Source organism: Chryseobacterium sp. BLS98 (genome assembly GCF_001045445.1).
Lineage (GTDB): Bacteria > Bacteroidota > Bacteroidia > Flavobacteriales > Weeksellaceae > Chryseobacterium.
This window is the reverse complement of the sequence record NZ_LFNF01000002.1, coordinates 291551-312451: the sequence shown is the minus strand read 5'-3', so window position 1 is coordinate 312451 and position 20901 is coordinate 291551. Positions and strand designations below refer to the sequence as shown.

20 protein-coding genes are annotated in these 20901 nt (G+C 38.6%); 12 read left to right on the top strand and 8 right to left on the bottom strand.

Features of this window, described 5'->3' with window-relative positions:
* The first annotated feature begins 158 nt into the window (after positions 1-158).
* The 3 genes from lpdA (at position 159) to ACM40_RS06330 (ending at position 4455) form a co-directional block, all read left to right on the top strand.
* A complete protein-coding gene (gene lpdA, locus ACM40_RS06340; protein WP_040994093.1) occupies positions 159-1547 on the top strand; it encodes a dihydrolipoyl dehydrogenase in 1389 nt (462 codons plus the stop codon).
* A gap of 104 nt (positions 1548-1651) precedes the next feature.
* Entirely contained in the window at positions 1652-3592 is a 1941-nt protein-coding gene (locus ACM40_RS06335; protein WP_048501995.1) for an alpha/beta fold hydrolase, read from the top strand.
* A 62-nt stretch (positions 3593-3654) separates the two neighbouring features.
* Positions 3655-4455, top strand: a complete 801-nt coding sequence (locus ACM40_RS06330) for a patatin-like phospholipase family protein (protein WP_048501994.1) — start codon at positions 3655-3657, stop codon at positions 4453-4455.
* Between the two features lie 156 nt (positions 4456-4611).
* On the opposite strand, the gene ACM40_RS06325 is transcribed toward ACM40_RS06330, so the two are convergent.
* The 4 genes from ACM40_RS06325 to ACM40_RS06310 all read right to left on the bottom strand — a co-directional run bounded on the left by ACM40_RS06325 (position 4612) and on the right by ACM40_RS06310 (position 7517).
* A complete protein-coding gene (locus tag ACM40_RS06325; protein ID WP_048501993.1) occupies positions 4612-5058 on the bottom strand; it encodes a hypothetical protein in 447 nt (148 codons plus the stop codon).
* 57 nt (positions 5059-5115) lie between these two features.
* Positions 5116-6153, bottom strand: a complete 1038-nt coding sequence (locus ACM40_RS06320) for a hypothetical protein (RefSeq protein ID WP_048501992.1) — start codon at positions 6151-6153, stop codon at positions 5116-5118.
* 9 nt (positions 6154-6162) lie between these two features.
* Positions 6163-6864 (bottom strand): ABC transporter ATP-binding protein, encoded by a 702-nt coding sequence (locus ACM40_RS06315; RefSeq protein WP_048501991.1) that lies wholly within the window; start codon positions 6862-6864, stop codon positions 6163-6165.
* Positions 6865-6947: 83 nt separating this feature from the next.
* Positions 6948-7517, bottom strand: coding sequence for a hypothetical protein (locus ACM40_RS06310; RefSeq protein WP_048501990.1), 570 nt, complete (start codon positions 7515-7517; stop codon positions 6948-6950).
* 298 nt (positions 7518-7815) lie between these two features.
* Between ACM40_RS06310 and ACM40_RS06305 the strand changes: the two genes are divergently transcribed.
* Positions 7816-8316, top strand: coding sequence for a GNAT family N-acetyltransferase (locus ACM40_RS06305; RefSeq protein WP_048501989.1), 501 nt, complete (start codon positions 7816-7818; stop codon positions 8314-8316).
* Between the two features lie 27 nt (positions 8317-8343).
* On the opposite strand, the gene ACM40_RS06300 is transcribed toward ACM40_RS06305, so the two are convergent.
* Positions 8344-9042, bottom strand: coding sequence for a LytR/AlgR family response regulator transcription factor (locus tag ACM40_RS06300; protein WP_048501988.1), 699 nt, complete (start codon positions 9040-9042; stop codon positions 8344-8346).
* Positions 9039-10097, bottom strand: coding sequence for a sensor histidine kinase (locus tag ACM40_RS06295; protein WP_048501987.1), 1059 nt, complete (start codon positions 10095-10097; stop codon positions 9039-9041). Before ACM40_RS06295 ends, ACM40_RS06300 begins: the two co-directional genes overlap by 4 nt.
* Before the next feature lie 91 nt (positions 10098-10188).
* On the opposite strand from ACM40_RS06295, the gene ACM40_RS20520 reads away from it, so the two are divergent.
* Both ACM40_RS20520 and ACM40_RS06290 read left to right on the top strand, forming a co-directional pair.
* The gene (locus tag ACM40_RS20520; protein WP_165579284.1) at positions 10189-10341 is read left to right on the top strand and encodes a hypothetical protein; all 153 of its coding nucleotides are present in this window, start codon (positions 10189-10191) and stop codon (positions 10339-10341) included.
* 17 nt (positions 10342-10358) lie between these two features.
* Positions 10359-11402, top strand: a complete 1044-nt coding sequence (locus tag ACM40_RS06290) for an acyltransferase family protein (RefSeq protein ID WP_083996803.1) — start codon at positions 10359-10361, stop codon at positions 11400-11402.
* A 92-nt stretch (positions 11403-11494) separates the two neighbouring features.
* Here ACM40_RS06290 and ACM40_RS06285 read toward each other — a convergent pair whose 3' ends face one another.
* Positions 11495-12595 (bottom strand): alkene reductase, encoded by a 1101-nt coding sequence (locus ACM40_RS06285; protein ID WP_048501985.1) that lies wholly within the window; start codon positions 12593-12595, stop codon positions 11495-11497.
* A gap of 77 nt (positions 12596-12672) precedes the next feature.
* Between ACM40_RS06285 and ACM40_RS06280 the strand changes: the two genes are divergently transcribed.
* The 4 genes from ACM40_RS06280 (at position 12673) to ACM40_RS06265 (ending at position 16762) form a co-directional block, all read left to right on the top strand.
* Positions 12673-13530, top strand: coding sequence for an AraC family transcriptional regulator (locus tag ACM40_RS06280; protein WP_048501984.1), 858 nt, complete (start codon positions 12673-12675; stop codon positions 13528-13530).
* A 138-nt stretch (positions 13531-13668) separates the two neighbouring features.
* Positions 13669-14664: an alpha/beta hydrolase gene (locus ACM40_RS06275; RefSeq protein WP_165579283.1), complete on the top strand. Its 996-nt coding sequence runs from the start codon at positions 13669-13671 to the stop codon at positions 14662-14664.
* 29 nt (positions 14665-14693) lie between these two features.
* Positions 14694-15824 carry an alpha/beta hydrolase-fold protein gene (locus tag ACM40_RS06270; RefSeq protein WP_048501982.1) on the top strand — a complete coding sequence of 377 codons (1131 nt, stop codon included), beginning with the start codon at positions 14694-14696 and terminating at the stop codon, positions 15822-15824.
* A gap of 62 nt (positions 15825-15886) precedes the next feature.
* The gene (locus tag ACM40_RS06265) at positions 15887-16762 is read left to right on the top strand and encodes a helix-turn-helix transcriptional regulator (protein ID WP_048501981.1); all 876 of its coding nucleotides are present in this window, start codon (positions 15887-15889) and stop codon (positions 16760-16762) included.
* Between the two features lie 18 nt (positions 16763-16780).
* Here the strand turns inward: ACM40_RS06265 and ACM40_RS06260 are convergent, their stop codons facing one another.
* Positions 16781-18073, bottom strand: a complete 1293-nt coding sequence (locus tag ACM40_RS06260; protein WP_083996800.1) for a hypothetical protein — start codon at positions 18071-18073, stop codon at positions 16781-16783.
* A gap of 414 nt (positions 18074-18487) precedes the next feature.
* Here ACM40_RS06260 and ACM40_RS06255 point away from each other — a divergent pair, with 414 nt between their 5' ends.
* Together ACM40_RS06255 and ACM40_RS06250 are read left to right on the top strand one after the other, a co-directional pair.
* A complete protein-coding gene (locus ACM40_RS06255) occupies positions 18488-20014 on the top strand; it encodes a long-chain-fatty-acid--CoA ligase (protein ID WP_048501979.1) in 1527 nt (508 codons plus the stop codon).
* A gap of 1 nt (position 20015) precedes the next feature.
* On the top strand, positions 20016-20894 hold the full coding sequence (locus ACM40_RS06250) for a prolyl oligopeptidase family serine peptidase (protein ID WP_048501978.1): 879 nt from the start codon (positions 20016-20018) through the stop codon (positions 20892-20894).
* Positions 20895-20901 lie beyond the last annotated feature (7 nt).

The window sequence follows — 20901 nt, the reverse complement described above, 5'->3', positions numbered from 1 at the left end:
AATGCTACATAAAATTTATTGAAAGAGAGTACACTGTATTCTCTTTCTTTGTTTGATATTGAATGAAAACGGCTTTATTGATGCAATGTAAGATCAGTTCACAGAAACATAAAACATCCAATATTTTTCCTTAAATTCGCATAAAAATTTTTAAAGTAATGAATTACGATATTATTGTCATTGGAAGTGGTCCTGGTGGTTATGTTACAGCGATCAGAGCAGCACAATTGGGTTTCAAAACTGCAATTATCGAGAAAGAAAACTTAGGGGGAATCTGCCTGAACTGGGGATGTATTCCTACGAAAGCTTTATTGAAATCTGCTCAGGTTTTTCATTATATCAACCATGCTGAAGACTATGGTCTGAATAAAGTGGAAGGAAGCTTTGAATTTCCAAACGTAATCCAGAGAAGCCGTGGTGTAGCCAACAAAATGAGCAAAGGAATTGAATTCCTGATGAAGAAGAACAAGATCGATGTAATTCTTGGGACAGCTAAAGTTCAGAAAGGTAAAAAAGTTTCTGTTACAGATAAAGACGGTAAAGTAACTGAATATGCAGCAGAAAATATCATTATTGCAACGGGTGCACGTTCAAGAGAACTTCCTAATCTTCCTCAGGACGGTAAGAAAGTAATCGGATACAGACAGGCATTATCTCTTCCTGAACAGCCAAAATCTATGATCGTAGTAGGTTCAGGAGCTATCGGGGTAGAATTTGCTGATTTCTATAATACAATGGGAACTAAAGTTACTATTGTAGAATTCATGCCGAACATTGTTCCTGTAGAAGACGAAGAAATCTCTAAGCACCTGGAAAAATCCCTTAAGAAAACAGGAATCGAGATCATGACCAATGCATCAGTAGAAAGCGTTGATACAAGCGGAGAAGGCGTAAAAGCAACGGTAAAAACAGCAAACGGGAATATTACCCTTGAAGCTGATATTTTACTTTCTGCCGTAGGTATTGCTGCCAATATTGAAAATATCGGATTGGAAGAAGTAGGAATCCAGACAGATAAAGGAAGAGTTTTAGTAAACGAATGGTACGAGACTTCGGTTCCGGGCTACTACGCAATCGGTGATCTTATTCCTACACAGGCTTTGGCACACGTTGCTTCTGCTGAAGGAATCACTTGCGTTGAAAAAATCAAGGGGCTGCACGTTGAGAAAATCGACTACGGTAATATCCCTGGATGTACATACTGCCATCCTGAAGTAGCCTCTGTAGGTCTTACAGAAAAGCAGGCTAAAGAAAAAGGATACGAGATCAAAGTAGGTAAATTCCCACTTTCTGCAAGCGGTAAAGCTACAGCAAACGGAAATACAGACGGATTTATCAAAGTTATCTTTGATGCCAAATATGGTGAGTGGTTAGGATGCCACATGATCGGGGAAGGAGTTACAGATATGGTTGCAGAAGCAGTAGTGGCAAGAAAACTTGAAACTACAGGTCATGAGATCATCAAATCGATTCACCCGCACCCGACTGTTTCTGAAGCCATTATGGAAGCAGCAGCAGCAGCTTATGGTGAAGTAATTCACATCTAAGATCAATCTTGGCACATCAATAATTAAGAAGATCTAATATCTTTATATACCAACCACAGGCATTTGTCTGTGGTTTTTTTGTAAATTCAGGCAAAAATTGAACAATGAAAAACCACTATATTATTTTTGCCCTTTCATTGGCCGGGCTCCTGTCCGCCCAGGCAAAAAATGAATTTGTAAGTCCCAATGAGAATCTTATCGCAGAAAATATCCTGCCTATTCCCAAAAGCCTGAATCAGGTTATTAAAAAATACTCAGAAAGCAGAAATGCAGGTATTGCAGACGTTCATCCCAATGGGAAAGAAATCATTGCGGTAACCCGTTTTGCTTCCACCAATCAGCTGCACAGGATTTCTGTACCTATGGGAGCCAGAAAACAGATCACCTTTTTTGATGAGCCTGTTAGTAATGCATCCTATGAACCTGTAACAGGAGAATACCTTATTTATACAAAAGATACAGGCGGAAATGAGTTCGGGCAGCTTTTTAAGCTCGACCTGAAAACGCTGGAATCCAAACTGCTTACCGATGGCGGAAGATCCCAGAACGGCGGGGTAATCTGGAAAAAAGACGGCTTAGGATTCTATTTTTCATCCACCAAACGAAACGGCGGCGACAGGGATATTTATTATATGAATCCTTTAAAACCGGAAGAGACACAGACTGTTCTTGAAGTGAAAGGCGGCGGTTGGGGAATCTCCGATCTTTTCGCAGACGGTAAAAAACTCCTGATCTCAGAATATGTTTCAGCCAACGATTCCTATCTGTATCTGTATGATCTGGAAACTAAAAAACTGGAGCCTATCACAGACCGCAAAGAGAAAGGAGTTGTGCAGAGCGCTGGTGTTTTCAGCAAAAATCCTGATGAAATTTTTTACATTACAGACCGGAATAATGAATTCAGCAGGCTGGCAGTCTTAAATTTAAAAACAAAAAAAACAGAATATCTTACCTCTTCCATTCCATGGAATGTAGAAGATTATGATCTTTCTGAAGATAAATCTACACTGGCATTTGTAACCAATGAAAGTGGAATCAATAAATTGTATATTCTTGACACAGCAACCAGGAAATATATGCCGGTAAGCCAGTTACCCATCGGCTTGATTGGCGGAGTGAAGTTTTCCAACGACGGGAAATCCCTTTATTTCTCCAGATCAGCGGCAGATTCCGGTGCAGATGTCTATAAAATGGATATGGCAACCCGGAATATAGAAAGATGGACGGAAAGCGAACAGGGTGAAATGCAGCCCGCCGATATGTCCGTTCCAAAACTTATAGAATGGAAGAGTTTTGACAATATGAAAATCTCAGGATTTTATTATCCTGCATCATCGAAGTTTACAGGAAAGAGACCGGTAATTATTAACATTCACGGAGGTCCGGAAGGTCAGTCTATGGCATCATCTCTGGGATCTTCCAATTATTTTACCAATGAAATGGGAGTGGCTATAATCTATCCAAACGTAAGGGGCTCAGCCGGTTTTGGAAAGACATTTATTGCCGCCGATAACTGGGACCTGAGAATGAATTCAGTGAAAGATATAGGTGCTCTTCTGGACTGGATCGCCAAGCAGCCTGAGCTGGATAAAGACAGAATCATGATTATGGGTGGAAGCTACGGTGGTTTTATGACCTTAGCGACAGCCTACGAATATGCTGATAAGATCAGATGCTCTGTAGATATTGTGGGAATTTCAGATTTTAATACTTTTCTTAAAAATACCGAAGAATACCGGAGAGATTTGAGAAGGGTAGAGTATGGTGATGAAAGGATTCCTAAAATGGCAGAGTTCTTCACTAAAATTGCCCCTCTGAATAATATTGACAAGATCAAAAAGCCAATGTTCATTATTCAGGGAACCAATGACCCAAGAGTTCCTGTTACGGAAGCTGTTCAGATGAGAGACAAACTGAAAGCCCAGGGAAAAACAGTATGGTATCTGGAAGCAAAAAATGAAGGCCACGGGTTCAGGAAGAAAGAAAATGTGGATTTTCAACGTCTTGCCGTGATCCGGTTTATGCAGGAATATCTTTTAAAATAATTTTAATATAATATTAATAAAATTAACCACAATTTCTCGTCCTGTTTTCTTACATTTATTCTATGAATTTTGAGAGAACAGGACTGGTTTTGTCAGGAGGCGGTACCAAAGGGATTGCCCATGCAGGAGTTTTAAAATTCTTGAACGAAAAAAATATAGATATCGATGTATTGTCCTGCTGCAGCGCAGGATCTATTGTGGGATGTCTTTATGCAGTGGGAAAAACACCGGATGAGATTCTGGAGTTTTTCAACTCGGTTTATTTCTTCAACTGGAAACATTTTACTTTCAACCAGCCGGGGCTGGTTTCTTCCGTTATTTTCAGAAATTACCTTAAGCCTATTTTTCAGGATATGAAGCTTGGAGACCTGGAAAAAGAAGTGAAAATTGTAGCGACGGAACTTGTTTCCGGAACCCAGAAAATATTTGATGAAAACTTTGAAGTGGTGGATGCTATTATTGCTTCATGTTCTATTCCGGGAGTTACAACACCTTATATCATCGGGGATGAAATGTACTGTGACGGAGGCGTTCTGAATAACTTTCCCGCAGACATCATCCGGGACGAATGTGACAAACTTATTGGGGTTTTTGTTTCCCCACCCCATGATATTGATATCAAAGACCTGAAATCCATCAAAGCTATTGTTTCCCGTTCATATGACCTTCTTTCCTATAGGATAGAAAAAGGAAAATTCGATTATTGCGACTGGTTTATCTCTTCTCAAAAACTTTCATCCTACGGAACTTTCGAGCGTAGAAAAGACCGCCTGGAAGAAATCTTTAATGTAGGCTATAAAGCTGCAGAGGAAAGTTATGAAACAAGCCGTTTTAATACCCATCTGAGACAGGCAGGAACGTAATTTAGCTTTCCTAAATTGATTGGTTTAAATTTTAACTAAAAAATCCCACAGATGACACAAATTTCACAGATTTAGGTATCCGGAATTTTGTAATCTGCAGGATGAATATCATTCTTACAGTTTTAAATACTGTTATAGCTTTGGATTTGGCCGTTTTTATTGTTTAACGACAAGTCCGTCCTGACGTACCACTTCATTACCGTTTTCATCATTCACCGTAAGGGTGTAAGGTGCTTTGGAAGCAGAATCCGTCAGGTAATTTCTCCATACCTGATAAGTATATCCTTTATTCACAAAGTTGAAATAGTAATTTCCTCCGGTACCGTCCAAGATCAGTTCTCCGTCACTGATGATCATGCTTGGTTTGGAAGTGATCCTGGCATTGGCAGCCCAGGACTGGTAAAGGTATTTTCCGTTAGGCTGTTTATCAATCCTGATTTTGAACTTCTTTGTTTTGATGATTACTGTTTTTGGGACTTTCTGGAAAGGTTGAATATCATTAGAAACAGTAACTGTGCCAGACATTAGAGATGGTTTTTCGACGGCATAGGCTAAAGAAAACTGAGCCGTACAAAAGGCTCCCAGTAAAATTTTTCTGATCATTGCATATTAGGTTATTGGTTAGGTTTACACCCAATCAAATATGAAGCCATTTGATGCTTATTCTAAGGGTATTTCACTGATCCATGTATCGAGTTCCATAATACTTGTAAGGGTTTTCAGGAACCAGACATTTGCTTTATAGTCTTCAATATATTGACGCGAATATAAGTTTAAGCCTTTTTTTCCATTTAAGGTATTAAGATGAATGTTTTTCCTTAAAAATTCAAGACGATGAGTCAACCATTTTCTGTCATTTTCTGAAGCTGATTGGTGATGCCTGATCAAAACTTCAATAATGGAAACATCAATTCTTTCCGACGTTCTCAGCATAGTATCCAGTGCATTGGTCAGTATTTCATCATTGACGAAATCAATATGGGGGAGGTTCTCATCGTTGTTCTGAAACAGGTGTTCAAACTCCATATCACCGAGAAGCTCACGGGCTCCGTGCATCAGCTCGGATGCAGGACTGTACCTTTCGTTATCCCTTGCGATAAATACAGCAGGAATATCCATTTTCAGCCGGGTATAAGCTTCTATTTTATGGTGCCCGTCCAGTACGAAAGCACTGCTCATCTGCGGATCAAGATTGTACAGACTGTAAAAGATAATGGGTTTCGGGCGGCTTCCTTTTTTAATGAGTTCCATATAATATTGTACTCGTTCAGGATTGATACTTTTATTTTCCAAAGTATACAGGTAATTAAAATCCTGGAAAGGGTAGAACCATCCGGAAAATCTTCGGTTGCCGGCATTTTTATCATCAGGGATCGATATGGCCACATGAAAACTGGAATTATCAAACGGAATTTTACCCAGATTCACCTGATAGCTTCCATTTTCAAAGAGGGTAAGGAAATCTTCGATTCCTGCCATAATTTCAGCTTCTGTTCCCTCTGTAAGTGAGCGGTTAAGACGGTCGGCCAATATTATTTTCTTGTCTTCAGAAAGCTCCGATACTGCATAATATTCACCCACACTTCCCCGGGAGTCCGGCCAGTTAACGGCTACAGGACGCCTGATGATTAAGCAGCTGGCAAAGCCATCGTACAGAACCCTGATAATGCCCTGTCCGTGAGTAATGTGGATTTCCATGAAAATTAATTAAGATACGGCGGTATAGCTTGCAAAAGCTTCTTCCAGGCTGTCAAATCTGCCTTTGAATTCGTCAATAGGGCAGTCCTGGAGGATATTTCCTTTGTGAATAAGAATAACACGGGAGCATAATGCTTCCACTTCCTGCATAATATGGGTAGAAAGCAATACTGTTTTCTGTTGCCCGATCTCTTTCACCACATTTCTGATCTCAATGATCTGGTTAGGATCCAGGCCGTTGGTTGGCTCATCCAGAATCAGCAGGTCAGGCTGATGAATAATAGCCTGGGCAAGTCCCACCCTTTGTTTGTATCCTTTGGAAAGCTGCCCGATTTTTTTTGATCTTTCAGGGGTGATGCCCACCAGCTCAATTACTTCATCTACTCTGGCTGAAGAGATTTTGTGGATATTGGCGACAAACTGAAGATACTCTTTCACATACATTTCCAGGTACAGCGGGTTGTTTTCGGGAAGAAAACCTATTTTTTTCTTGCTTTCGATCTCATGTTCGGAGATATTCATTCCGTTAAAGATAATTTCGCCCTGATCAATTTTCAATGCCCCGACAATAGATTTCATCAGTGTTGATTTTCCGGCTCCGTTCGGACCCAAAAGGCCAATGATCTCATTTTTATCAATAGAAATATTGATGTTGTCTAAGGCAGTCTGTTCCCCAAATTTTTTGGTTAAATTGATTATCTGAAGCGGCATAATAAGTAATGTCTTTCTGCAAAAGTAAAAATAAAAAAACTCATTCGGGTGAATGAGTTTGGTAATATTGAAAAATAATACAATTATTTTTTTGATTTTTTGTTTTTGCTGTTGGTGGCTGAAGCCGGTAGTGCAGTAGATGCCTGACTTGATGCAGGTTTTGTACCGTTGATCTGATGGATGGTACCCGGTTTTTCATACAGAGCTGACTTTCCATTCGTTTTGCCAAACACTTTCTCTACCTGTTTTCTGTTTAAAAACTGAGATTTTCCAACATACTTACGGTTTTTATTGATGTATTGGATAAACTGTACGGTAGGCTGCCCGTAATTTTTTTCGTAATGAAGCTCAATAATATCATTAGGAAGTTCCAGAATAATGTTTTCATCCGGAGTGGAGATAAAGCCGTCCATGATCAGTTTATATAGCCCGGATACATCACTGTCCAGATTCTGAAAAGAAAAAGATCTTATAGTATTCAGGTTACTGGTATTAAGATCCTGATAGTTGATGGTAAATTTATCTTCTTTTTTATATAAGCCTACGGAATTATCTTTGCCAATTTCCACCAAGCTTTCATTTTTCAACACTTTGATCTGTGAGAAAACTGAAATACCGAACATGCATGTAATGAGTAGAATTATTTTTCTCATGTGGAGGGGATTTTAATGTTTTAAAAATTTGTGTCTTAAAATTACTAATAAAAAGCTCTTAAAAACAATCTTGTTAGTTAAAGCAAAAGTAATACTTTTTTTTAATATCCATGATGGGAAAGCTGTTGATATTATGCATAACATTGTATGTGGAGGATTGTCAAATCATTTATTGGCAGAGTATTATAGATTGTATCCGTATCATTTACAAAATATTAAGATTAGTTGAATAAGCATTCATTGCTGATGAGGCATTATTTGTACCTTTGTTTTCTTATCATTATAATTTTTTCTGAATATGCGTATTCTGCACCAAGATCAAAACTTTATCATCCGCGAATTTTCAGTGGAAGAACAAAACTTATTCTGTAATCTTTTTGAAGACGAAGAAGTTACAAAATACCTTCCATATCGTTCTCCCGAACAGTATAAAGAAATGTTTGAAATAGCTCTGGCAGATTATCTCAAAGGTCCTTTTGGTCGTTTTGGAATATTCGGTGTAGAGAGTAATGACTTTATCGGGATGTGCCTTGTCCGGAACTTTGCCGATGTATCCGGGCAAGTTGAAATAGGATATACTTTAAGTAAAAAGTATTGGGGTAAAGGTATAGCAACAAAAGTGAGCCGGGCTTTGATAGGGTATGGTTTTTCAAATACAAATACTGATGAAATTGTAGCTGTAACTGATCTGGATAATATTGGATCACAGAAAGTACTGGAAAAAGCAGGTTTTAAAAGGATAAATAATCTGGTAAGAGAATATGGCGAACTGGCGTATTATATTGTTACACGAAGTTAAATACATTATGATTAGGCTTGGCCGATCTTATTGATTAACAGATCTTTTAAAAATTCCTTTTACTAAAGCATTAAACTCACTTTTATAACTTCTGCCTACAGGAATAGGATAGGGGCCAAGTATAACCTCATTATTGTTAAAAGCTTTAATAAATTGAGAATTAATGATAAATGAACGGTGAATTCTGACAAAACCTTTTCCGGATAAAACAGATTCAAAATCTGTAATTGTACTTTTTGAAATAATGCTTTCATTGTTCACCAATACCATTTTGATATCATTTCCCTGACTTTCAAAATAGAGAATTTCCTGAACAAAAACCTTCCGGTTCATTCCTTCTGCTTTGATGATAATAAAGTCCTCCCCGGCATCAGTTCTGTTTCTTAAAACCCGTTCCACAGCTCTGAAAAAACGTTCAAAAGTAATGGGTTTCAAAAGGTAATCTACAGCTTCCAGCTCAAAACCTTCAATGGCAAAATCGCGATAGGCTGTCGTGAATATCGTTAGCGGTTTCTTCGGAAGAGATTTCAGAAAATCAATTCCTGTTAAATGAGGCATCTGAATATCCAGAAACATAAGGTCTACAGGCCTTGCCTGCAGGAGTTTATAAGCATCCATTGCATTTTCAGCTTTTCCGGTAAGCTTTAAATGTTCGATTCCAGAAATATGCTTTTCCAGAAGAGCTGCTGCCAGGGGTTCGTCATCTACAATGATACAGTTAATCATAAGGCTACCGGAGTTTTTATTTCGACTTTAAAAATATTATTTTCTTCTGAAACTTTGAGTATAAAATCATTAGCGTAATGAAGCCGGAGCTGTTTTTCTACATTATTCAGCCCTATTCCTTCAGGAGTGGCATTCTCATTATTTTCGTATGTATTTTCAATGCTGAAAACAGAGTAAGATCCATCCGTGGAAACATCAATTTTTATTTCAGTCTGGCCCGTGGTTTTTCCGGCACCATGCTTAAAAGCATTTTCGACCAGTGTAAGATAGAGCAGCGGAGGAATGGCAGCGGCTGAATTTAAAACGGCAACCCTGCTAATCTTCAGTCTACCTTCACTATATCTTAGGCTTTCCAGTGCAATATAATGTTCAATAACACTGAGCTCTTCAGATATCGAGACTTCATTTTTAGGACCTTTGTATAAAATATAATCCAAAATATCCGAAAGCCGACTGATGGACTCTGATGTCTTCTCTGAGTTGCTGAGCGAAAGAGAGTAAATATTATTTAAAGTATTAAACAGAAAATGTGGGTTGAGCTGTGATTTCAGGGATTTTAATTCAAATTCAGCCTTTTCTTTCAATAGTTTCGCCGTGTTTTCCTTCTCTTCCTTATAGCGGATCACAAACATCACCGAAATAAAAATAAAGGCTCCGCTGATGATCGGGAAAGTATAATGGATCCAAAGATAGCTGATATCGGTAAAAATGCTGAAAAAGCTGTCTTTAGGGACACTGATGAAAAAAGGTTCCGCGAAGTGAACAATGAATATCCTGTTGATCACTGATATAAGATACAGGCTAAGAACAAGGTATATTGAAAATCCGATATACTTTTTCCGGTCAAAAAAGTTACGGATGAGAACGGAATAGATGAAATTGGCTCCGGCGACCTGAAAAATCCAGTGGCAGAAATTATAGATCAGTATCTGTGATGAAATACTGTCGTCATTCTCTCCATAGTTTCTTGCCATTCCAAACAAAAATAAAGCCGTCCAAAAGAACAGTTGAAAGTAGACATTCTGCTTGAGATTATTTTCCGGCCCGAATTTCATAGCCTCAAAAATATAAAATCCAGGGGCACACCCATATATTTATTGATGAAAAGAATCAAATGAATGATGAAAGGCTTTATTTGGCATTCAGATGACAGATTGTACTGTTTATATTCCGATAATGGCTATCCGTCACTATCATACAAAAAGTCTGAACCATTTTACAAAATTTGCAGAAAAAAGAATGCCTGCTGACCACAATACTTCTGAAAGATTCTACGGACTGACCATTTACGGGCTTTAGCCATTATATTGGTTTTAATGTATCATTACCGTGCATTTAAGCATCCTGCCTGGATAGATACTATAGGAAAATTCGGGTGGACGGGAGTTGATCTTTTCTTTGTACTGAGTGGTTTTTTGATATCAGGACAGCTGTTTAAAGAAATTGAAAAGAGTGGGAGTATAAGTTTAAAGACATTTTTTACCAAGCGTTTTTTCAGGATCATTCCGCCGTATTATTTTACTTTGGCTCTGTATTTTCTATTTCCTTTTTTCAGGGAACGGGAAGCGTTATCTCCTTTCTGGAAATTTGCTACCTTCACTCAGAACTATGGGCTTGATGTGATTGCCCGGGGAACATTTTCGCATGCGTGGTCTTTATGTATTGAAGAGCAGTTTTACCTTTTTCTTCCTTTAGCGCTTTTAGTGATGATAAAAACAAAAGCCTTCAGGTATACCGCTATTTTTGCCGCTCTTCTCATGATATTGTCCCTTGTTTTCAGATGGATCATTTGGAAAAACTGTATTGTTCCGGTATTGGATACCGAAGGTTTCTGGAAAGAATGGTATATGGAAATTTATTATCCTACGCATACCCGTCTGGATGGTCTTGCAATAGGAGTTATAGCTGGTTATTTAATGCAGTATTCATCCCGTTTTAAAAATATAGTCCATAACAATGGAAACAGGCTTTTTATCCTTGGAATTATTCTGCTGGGAATCTCATTTTGGGTCTGCAATGATCAGGTTTCTGAAGAGGCTTCTATCTTTGGATTTACTTTTGTAGCAATAAGCTACGGGATTATTTTGATGGCATCGGTTTCCAGGTCATCATTTCTTTTCAGATCAAAATCTTATATTACTTCACAGCTGTCAACGCTTTCTTACGCAGTTTACCTTTCCCATAAAGGAATTATCCATATGATCCAGGATGCTCTTGGACAGCTTGGAGTGGAGGGTTCAGGCAATATCAGCCTTCTGATCTGTCTGGCAGGGTGTATTGCAGGAAGCCTGTTATACCGTTTTATGATTGAAAGCCCTTCTTCAAAACTTAAATACAGAATTTTAAACGAAAGAACCTAATATAATTAACAATAAGAATCCCCGTAAGCATTGTTACGGGGATTTATACAATTACAGAGCTTATTACAAATCAACATCTGTTATTTCTTGGATTAATAATCTGTACACTTACTGAAAGAAATAGTAGGATAATCAATATATCCTTCATCTCCGCCATGATAAAACGTTTCTTCATCCCAATCAGCCAGCGGAAAATCATTTTTTATACGTTCCACCAGGTCAGGATTTGAAATATATAGTTTACCAAAAGCGACCAGATCCACAAGTCCGGTTTGTAATATTTCTTCCGCGGTTTCTACGGTAAATCCGCCTGCAATCATGATTATGTTTTTAAAACGATGTCTGGCATTCTCTAAAAAACTAACCGGGATTGAAGACTTTCCGTCATTTACAGCATTAGAAAAATGAACATACAGGATATCCATCTTCTGTAATTCATCAAGAACGTATTCGTGCGTTGCCAGTTCTTCAGGATAAGTTTTTAAATCATAAATTTCGCGGAAAGGCGAAAGTCTTATTCCTACCTTATTTTTTCCAACAGCTGCAATAACTGCTTTCATTACTTCAAAAAGGAATCTTGTCCTGTTTTCCATACTTCCGCCATATTCATCTGTTCTTGTGTTACTGAGAGGATTGATGAACTGATCGATCAGAAAACCATGGGCTGCATGAATTTCAACACCATCAAATCCTGCTTCCATAGCATGTATGGCTGCTTCTTTAAAAACGTTGACCCAAACCGGAATTTCTTCAGTGTTTATGGCAATGGGTATTGTCATGCTTTGATAGCTGTTATCAGGAATACGGATGGTTTCATTCACAGCTATGGCAGATGGCGCTACCAATGGCTCATTATTCTGGATAGCCGGATGGCCTACACGTCCGGCCTGTACCAATTGGGCAAATATCTTTCCACCCTTTGCATGCACGCCTTCCACTACTTTTTTCCATGCCTGTTTTTGTTCCTGATTATATATTCCGGGAGTATTCATGTAAGCACCGCCATTGGAAGAAACAGCAATATTATCCGATATCAGTAATCCCGCGCCGGATCTTTGCTGATAATAGGTAATCATAGAGGGTGACGGGATTCCTTTAACGGCTCTGCGGCGGTTCATCGGGGCCATTACAACCCTGCTGGAAAGAGAAAGATTTTCACTGATAAACGGGGCAGTTAATTTTTTCTGTGACATATTTTTTTGACAAAATTAACATGAACCGGGAAGCAAAAACAGGAATATCGCACGGTTTTTTTTGTACATTTCGGGTAATGAAAAATAAACATTTACATAAACCTTTAGATATATTGGTATCCGATATGGAGCACTGGCATGAACGTCCGCTGATCTATCAGTTTTTCGAGATTGTACAGATCATGGAAGGGGAAGGGACCAGGATTGTTAATGAAAACAGGTTTCCCTATACTAAAGGCAGTATTTTTTTATTTACTCCGCTGGACTGCCGGGGTTTTGAGAGCACGACCAGTACCCGTTATTGTTCCATCCGGTTTTCCGAAGTCTTCCTCGAACAGTACAAAACCAAACACGAAAAAGAAAAAGTGATAGAATGGCTGAAACAGCTGGAAGCCATTTTTACCCATCACAACCGTTTTGAGCAGATATTGATTAAAGAAGAAAGAGACTGCAATATGATCACTTCATTAATCGAAAATATGATCACAGAGTACAGCAATAAACCTTCCTATTTTGATGAAAATCTCCAGCATCTGATTATTTTGGTTTTAAATATTATTTCCCGTAACGTGAATCCTCAGAAGGTTATCTCGGATACAACCAGGGATGAACCTCTCATTAATAAAATACTGGTTTACCTGCATCAGCATATACACTGTCCCAGGAACTTAAGAATAAAGCATCTTGCAGAACAGTTTAATCTGTCTGCCAATTATATCGGCGAATATTTTAAAAATCTTACCGGAAGCAGCCTGCATTGTTACCTGACCCGGTATAAAATGAATATTGTTGAACAAAGGCTTATTTACAGCGAATATTCAATAGGGCAAATTGCAGACGACCTTGGCTTTTCTGATGAAAGCCATTTAAGCCGGCAATTCAAGAAACATAAAGGAATAACCGCGGCTGCTTTCCGGAAACAGTTTAAGATCTAAAAAAGATTTATTGCTGTAAATATAAAAAGGATGATTATAAATTTCCTTTTCGTATCACAAAATTTCTTTTTCGTATCATCCAATGGTAAGCATAATATTACATTTGAAAGAATAGAATTCATCATTAATATTATTATTATGAAAAAACACGTATTATTTTTAATACTTTTTCTGATTTCGGGCCTATCAGCTGCACAGCGATATCATTCGCTTAGCCCTCAGGAGGCGGAAAAAAGATTGCTACCTCAGTTTGGAACTATGATTAATAGTCCGATTAAGGATATTACACTTGAAGAAGTAAAAAAAGAACGCAAAATCCAGGCAGAAATGTCCTGGCCGGAACTGAAAAATAAAGACAGTGTTGATGTGATTAAATCTAAAATTCCCGGCTTGAACCCAAAAGACCCTGAAATCCCGGTAACCATTTATAAGCCTAGAAATGCGAAAAATCTACCTATGTTTCTTTGGTTTCATGGAGGCGGTTTTGTATATGGAACCCCAAAATGGGATCATCAGAGATGTGCAGATTATGCCTTGAGAGGAAATGCTGTCGTGATCAATGTAGATTACCGTTTCGCTCCTGAATATCCTTTTCCTGCGGCACTTCATGATGCCTATGCTTCCCTGTTGTGGGCCAGCAAAAATGCAGGAAACCTTGGTGGAAATCCAAAGCTCATTGCAGTAGGCGGGGAAAGCGCCGGAGCTGGGATATCAGGAAGTCTGGCACAATATACAAGAGATCATAAAGGTCCGGAAATCAGTTTGCAGGTTCTGGAAATTCCTCCGGGCGATTTTAATATGGACTATCCGTCAGTTGTTGAATTTAAAAGAACTCCAGGTCTTAAGAGCGATGATTTTCCGGTTTTAAAAGACTTTTATATAGGGAAAAACGGAAATTCAAAAGAGAAATATGTGCTGCCCGGAAATATTGAAGATGTTTCCAATCTTCCTCCGACCGTAATTTTTGTAGCTGGAGCAGACCCTTTACGTGATAGCGGACTGGCTTATGCAGACCGCTTGATAAAAGCGGGCATTTTCATAGAACTGCATGTTTTTGCAGGATATGCCCACGGAATGCCACTGCCGGAAAGTACGGATATCACCATCAGAATGATGAAGCAGTTCCTTAAATGATCCGATTCTTATACTTTAAAACCCAAATAATGCAGTACTCCAAAAAAATATCTTTAGTTTTCGTTTTATTCTCTTCCATCGTATTTTCCCAGGATTATAAAACTTCGTCAACAGCCTTACCGGGAAAAGAATTTCCGAGAATGGATTCAGAGAGAAAAGCAGAATTCCGTGTCTATTTTCCGGACGCGAAAACTGTAATCTTAGATGGAGGTGACGGAATGAAAAGTATAAAATCGTCAGCTTCCAAAGATAAAAATGGCTTTTGGAATATTTCCACTACGCCTATGGAAACAGGATTTCACTACTATTGGTTCAATGTGGACGGGCAGCGGACCAATGATCCCAATACACAGCTCTATTTTGGTTACAGCCAGCCCACCAGCGGGATTGAGGTTCCGTCCGGGGAAGACTTTTTCTCAGAGAAAAATGTAAAGCACGGGAAAATCATTAATGACAGCTTAAATTCACAAGTCACCCAGGGTAAGCGGAAATTCAAAGTATATCTTCCCCCTAATTACAGTGCTAAGAAATTACCTGTTCTATACCTGTACCACGGAACCGGAGAAGATATCACAGGCTGGGAAAAGCAAGGCCATATCCTTCATATCCTTGATAACCTTTTCGCAGAAAAGAAAGCTCAGGAAATGATCGTAGTAATGGATTATGGTGTTGCATTGAATCCGGAACAGGAAAAAATGCCGGACAATTATCCCAGAACTGTTATTTCTACCAAAAACCTGGATAAAGTCGTTACCGGAGAACTGATTCCTTATATTGAAAAAAAATATAAAACTTCCGGTAAAAAGGCTATTGCAGGGTTGTCCCGGGGCAGCTATCAGGCGATGTTTATCGGGGTGAGTCATCCCGAAATGTTTTCAGCTATCGGAGCGTTCAGTCCTGTGATCTATGAAGGAACTGAAGCAGACCCTTTTAAAGAACTTCCTATTGGAAATTTACTGAAGTCGAAGAAAAAACCTTACTTCTTTATCGGAATCGGGGAAAAAGAAGATGTACTGTTTTTTAAATTTAATCAGCTGCTGACTAATTTTTTAAATCAGAATAAGTATCCCTATATCCTATATAAATCTCCCGAAACCCGTCATGAATGGCTTACCTGGAGAAGATCCCTGTATCAGTTTGCGCAACAGATTTTCAAGTAATAAACATGATATTTGTCATGTTTTAGAATTTTATTAACTTACACTCAATAAATTACCGTTTTATGGAATTACTCCTTCCTTATCTGGAATCAGATGGTTTTAAACAGGGTCTGATCCAGGATTACAGATTTTGTGATACAGATTTTCTGAACTCTACCGTTCTGGAAATGCCGGAGGACTTGGGAAACGGGAAGCTGATTCTTTTCAGTAGAAAGAATTTTCATTTTTTCAGGGGGAAATGGAACTTTCATGAAGAAACCATCTTCCATTCCCCGCATAAAGTAGGGGATAATGGCATGATGGATTTCAGGATCAATAAAGAAGGGAAGATCAGCAGTAATTTTATTAATGACGAAAAAAAATTTGAACACAATACTACCAGTATCGATGGTGTAAGGATTTTTGTGCCAAAAAGCATGTTTTCAAAAGATAACGGGTTCCTGAAAGAAAAGCTGGAAAATGCACAGCGCAATTACCTGAGCCAGGAAAAACTCAAAACCATTTTCGATACCCCGTTTGATGATGCTTCCTGCAGTATTATTCTTGAAAGCCGGATTCTGGAGTTTTTAAGCTACTGGATTCACTACCTCCTGTCTGATGAAAAAACATTTGAGCATAAAAAGGCATTTGAAGACAAAATAAAGCTGGCCAAAGATTTTGTGGATACCAATGCGTTCCAGAGTCTTGCCATCAGGGAAATCAGCCGGTATTGCGGACTCAACAGCAGTGATCTGAAAAAAGGGTTTAAGGATTATACCCGATTGCCGATCCATCAGTATATTATCAAAATCAGAATGGAAACAGCCAGAGCCCTGCTTCTGGAAACCGAAAAGTCGGTAGGAGAGATCAGTGATTTTATCGGGTATAACAACCGGGGGCACTTTTCCCAGCTTTATCTCCGTCATTTCGGAAAATTTCCTTCCGGAGAACGTCAGTAAAAGTTCCGGGTAATTTTCTTATTTTTTGATGATTCTGTAATTATTCGTTTTTTCGTCTTTCTTTATAGTATATCTATCTTTTAACAGGAGTGTCCAGCCATCTCCTTCAACTTTTTGCTCTTCAGTTTTTGTGGGTATGCTTACAGATATCTTGCTCCAATCAGGGCTCATTAGTGCTCCATTCTTTACTTCAAGGATGCCCCAGTTGTCAGTAACCCTGATATTAGGATAAACAATTCCTTTATCAGCAATGGGTAAAATATTTCTGGGATCGAAAGAAACATTCATTTTCTCAAAATTGATCTCCAGGTGAGGTTGCTCAATAAATTTGGATTGATATTCAATAATTTGTTTTTTGATTTTATTTTCCCTGACCTGCTCTTCTTTCAAAATTTGAATTCCGTTATAACGATTAGAGTTTTTTTCAGCAGCACCTTTCAAATTGACAGGGATATTAATGTCAAACTTTTTAATAAAAAAGTCGGTAATATTTGTATTGGCTGAAACCTCCTGATTCCAGAAATTATTCTTCAAGCTCAATAAATATCCATAAACAGGAACGGTATGATAGGCAAAGGATCTTACATAGGTAGGATTTGAAAAGAAGGTATCAATAGAACTGATTAAATGTTTTTTAGCCTGATCATTATTTCTGCCACTGATAATAAAACCGGTATATTCGGCAATTCCCTCATTAAGTTCCAGTTGGTTTTCAAATGTTGCAGAGTTTGGAAAAAGAGTATTTCTGTATTTCCTGAAAATGAAGGCGTTAGCTAGATGTATTTTCCTTTCTTTCTCTGAGTCAGAATTGATGGCTTTTTTCAGAGCCTCCAGTTCTAATCGAAGATATATTCTCCCATCTTTCTGGTCTAAATGATTACTTTCCTTATTGCTTTGGACGAATCCCAGAGAAGGCTGCGTCCTGTGGAAGAGTTCGTGAGCCAGTAAATTGACCCTTTCATAGTGATTTTCGGGTAAAGGAAGCATGATCATTGCCCAGTTTTTGCCGCTCCATTGAACAGAAGTGTTGGCAATATTCATACTATCCGGTAATTGACCGGTGTAGATTTTATTTTGAAGTTGTAAGCTGTTATCTGCATTAGGCTCGTTGCTATAAACCTGCTGTGTTTTAGGATCAACCAAAAGGATACTTCCATATAAATTTTTGTTCCACAATTTAAACCCTTTTTGAGCTGCATTTTGAATCTCCTCGAAATAAGTGGGAATAGTATCGGAGTTTATAGGTTCTGACTGTTGTCCGAATAGAAATAGCCCTTGAATTAAGCATAAAAATCGTAAAATAATCTTCATTATTGCAGTTTTGTTTTAAATTAAACCTCTTCAAATAACCTTTGGATTTTACTTTTAAATATAGTCAAAAAAGCCTGATTACAAAGAGTTGGAAGCAGGAACCTTCATTTTTGTAGCTCCTTTTATATGAGTTTTCATTTTCTTAAAGACTATACATGACAAGCTGGTCCTGAAGAGTGGTTTAAAACTTAAACACTTTTGAATGAAAAGCTGTAAATATTGATTGCATGCTTATTTACAGAGGTTTGTATTTTTATACACCTTGAAAAAATTTCTTTTTCGTATCACGGAATTTCCTTTTCGTATCAGTACCTGTTCAGCATATGATTAATTTGGAGTTAAGATTAGTTCATATGAAATTTCCTTTAACTAAGGCACTTTCTATACTAATATTAACCTAATGTGAACAAAACTATGCTCAACTTATCAATTTTAGTGGAAGAAAGCGCAAGGAGGAATCCTGAAAAGGCAGTCTTAAGCCTCGGAGAAACCACAATCAATTATAAAATTTTTCATGAAAAAGTTTGCCAGGCGGCCAATGCTTTTACAAAAAGAGGAATTGGCTATGGTGATAAGGTAGCTTTGCTATGTCCTAATATTCTGCAATTCCCGGTTATTTTTTTCGGAATATTAAAAACCGGGGCAGCTGTTGTTCCGTTTAGTATTTTTCTTAAACCTGACGAAATTGCTTACCAATTGACCGATTCCGACAGTAAAATGTTTCTGTGCTTTGCAGGAACCCCGGAAATGCCTGTAGGAAAGTTCGGAAAAGAAGGTTTTGATAAAAGCAGCTCATGCAAAGATTTTATCAGTATAGGAAATCTCGCTGAAGAGGTGGAGAGTTTTGATGATTTAATTAAAAACGAAGAAACGAAATTTGAATCCTATATTACCTCATCAGAAGATACGGCTGTTATCATTTACACCTCGGGAACTACCGGAAAACCGAAAGGAGCCGAGCTTTCCCATATTAATCTCTTTACCAATTCAGAAGCAAGCACATCCATAATCGCGTCTACCGAATTTGAAGCCCAGCTTGTTGTTTTACCTTTATTTCACATTTTTGGCTTAACGGTGATGATGCTGGCAGGAATCCGGAGATCACTCCATCTTATCCTGATGCCGAAATTCGATGCCCAGGCAGTTTATCAGCTCATTATCCGTTTTGATATCCGCATTTTTGCCGGTGTTCCTTCCATGTACTGGGCTCTTCTGAATGAGAAAAACACTGAAGAAAACACTAAAAGTATTAAAAATCTGAGAATCTGTGTTTCCGGCGGAGCATCTCTCCCAGTAAAAATAATCGATGAATTTGAAAGCCGTTTCGATGTTCCCATTATCGAAGGATATGGAATGTCCGAAGGTGCTCCTGTGGTAACCTTCAACCAGCTGCAGATAGGCCGGAAGCCCGGTTCCATCGGAACCCCGATCTGGGGAGTTGAGGTAAAGATTGTGGATGATGACGGTAACGAGCTCCCGACAGGGGAAAAAGGCGAACTCATCTTCCGGGGTCCCAACGTAATGAAATCCTATTATAAAAAGGAAAAAGAAACCCGGGAAGTCCTGAAAAACGGATGGATGTTTTCCGGAGATATCGCGGTAAAAGACGAAGACGGTTTTTTCTTTATCGTAGACCGTAAAAAGGAAATGATTATCAGAGGCGGAATGAATGTCTATCCGCGTGAAGTAGAGGAACTGATGATGAGGAATCCCGATATTTCCATGGTTGCCATTATCGGAATCGCTGATGAAAAACTGGGTGAAGAAATAAAGGCCTTTGTCGTAAAGAAAAAAGAAAGTCAGGCCTCTGAGGAAGATATAAAGCGATGGACAAAAGAAAGAATTGCCCAATACAAATATCCCCGGATTATAGAATTTATTGATGAGTTGCCTTTAAGCGCAACAGGAAAAATACTTAAAAAAAATTTAAAAACCAGCTGAAATGAATTATTTTAAAATTGCAGTACTGTCCATTGGATTATTGGCAGCAAGCTGCTCAACCCAAAATAGCGGAAACACCCAAACGCTCTCCGTAAACCAGAAACAAGAAAAACTTAGCAACATACGATATGGCTCACACGAAAGGAACGTGATGGATGTTTATCTTCCTGCCGACAGAAGCCCGAAAACCGCATTTCTTGTTTATATCCACGGAGGAGCGTGGACGCAGGGCGACAAAACCTATGATACTAAAATATCCGAATACCTTCTTTCACAGGGAATTGCAGTGGCCAACCTGAATTATCGGTATGCCAATCTCACGGACACCCATCTTCCGGAGCTTCTGGACGATATTGATAATGTTGTAAAGTATCTTTCTTCCCACTCCAAAGAATGGAACACGAGGAAAAATGGCTTTTCAATTTCCGGGGGAAGCTCGGGAGCGCATGTTTCAATGATGTATGCCTATACAAAGAATCCTCAGATCAAGACAATTATAGAAATGTGCGGTCCCGTAGACTTTACAGATGTTCCGACTTTGCAGTATGTAAAAGCAGCAAACCTTCTGGAAGTCCTGGATAAAATGTCAGGAAACAAAATGGCCTGGAGCCCGGGAGATAAGATTCCTGATGCCTATGCCAAAACCAGCCCTGTAAAATTTGTAAACCAGATTCCCATTATGATCATTCATGGGGATAAAGATGAGGTGGTTCCCATTCAGCAGGCCTATATCCTGGAAAATGCCCTGAAAGCGAAAGGTACCCCTTACAAGTTGTTAGTAATTCCCGGAGCGGGACATCTTATTACGAAATTACCCGGAGATGAACAGACCGTATTCACCAACGTGGCGGAATGGCTTAAAAAATATGGTACAAATTAACTGCTCA

Bases quoted from the DNA above. Each gene is read 5' to 3' on its own strand.
- ACM40_RS20520 (WP_165579284.1), top strand. From the start codon at position 10,189: ATGACAGATTGTACTGTTTATATTCCGATAATGGCTATCCGTCACTAT.
- ACM40_RS06320 (WP_048501992.1), bottom strand. From the start codon at position 6,153: ATGGAAATCCACATTACTCACGGACAGGGCATTATCAGGGTTCTGTAC.
- ACM40_RS06295 (WP_048501987.1), bottom strand. From the start codon at position 10,097: ATGAAATTCGGGCCGGAAAATAATCTCAAGCAGAATGTCTACTTTCAA.
- ACM40_RS06265 (WP_048501981.1), top strand. From the start codon at position 15,887: ATGGAATTACTCCTTCCTTATCTGGAATCAGATGGTTTTAAACAGGGT.
- ACM40_RS06300 (WP_048501988.1), bottom strand. From the start codon at position 9,042: ATGATTAACTGTATCATTGTAGATGACGAACCCCTGGCAGCAGCTCTT.
- lpdA (WP_040994093.1), top strand. From the start codon at position 159: ATGAATTACGATATTATTGTCATTGGAAGTGGTCCTGGTGGTTATGTT.
- ACM40_RS06260 (WP_083996800.1), bottom strand. From the start codon at position 18,073: ATGAAGATTATTTTACGATTTTTATGCTTAATTCAAGGGCTATTTCTA.
- ACM40_RS06315 (WP_048501991.1), bottom strand. From the start codon at position 6,864: ATGCCGCTTCAGATAATCAATTTAACCAAAAAATTTGGGGAACAGACT.
- ACM40_RS06255 (WP_048501979.1), top strand. From the start codon at position 18,488: ATGCTCAACTTATCAATTTTAGTGGAAGAAAGCGCAAGGAGGAATCCT.
- ACM40_RS06310 (WP_048501990.1), bottom strand. From the start codon at position 7,517: ATGAGAAAAATAATTCTACTCATTACATGCATGTTCGGTATTTCAGTT.
- ACM40_RS06270 (WP_048501982.1), top strand. From the start codon at position 14,694: ATGCAGTACTCCAAAAAAATATCTTTAGTTTTCGTTTTATTCTCTTCC.
- ACM40_RS06330 (WP_048501994.1), top strand. From the start codon at position 3,655: ATGAATTTTGAGAGAACAGGACTGGTTTTGTCAGGAGGCGGTACCAAA.
- ACM40_RS06335 (WP_048501995.1), top strand. From the start codon at position 1,652: ATGAAAAACCACTATATTATTTTTGCCCTTTCATTGGCCGGGCTCCTG.
- ACM40_RS06290 (WP_083996803.1), top strand. From the start codon at position 10,359: ATGTATCATTACCGTGCATTTAAGCATCCTGCCTGGATAGATACTATA.
- ACM40_RS06285 (WP_048501985.1), bottom strand. From the start codon at position 12,595: ATGTCACAGAAAAAATTAACTGCCCCGTTTATCAGTGAAAATCTTTCT.
- ACM40_RS06325 (WP_048501993.1), bottom strand. From the start codon at position 5,058: ATGATCAGAAAAATTTTACTGGGAGCCTTTTGTACGGCTCAGTTTTCT.
- ACM40_RS06280 (WP_048501984.1), top strand. From the start codon at position 12,673: ATGAAAAATAAACATTTACATAAACCTTTAGATATATTGGTATCCGAT.
- ACM40_RS06305 (WP_048501989.1), top strand. From the start codon at position 7,816: ATGCGTATTCTGCACCAAGATCAAAACTTTATCATCCGCGAATTTTCA.
- ACM40_RS06275 (WP_165579283.1), top strand. From the start codon at position 13,669: ATGAAAAAACACGTATTATTTTTAATACTTTTTCTGATTTCGGGCCTA.
- ACM40_RS06250 (WP_048501978.1), top strand. From the start codon at position 20,016: ATGAATTATTTTAAAATTGCAGTACTGTCCATTGGATTATTGGCAGCA.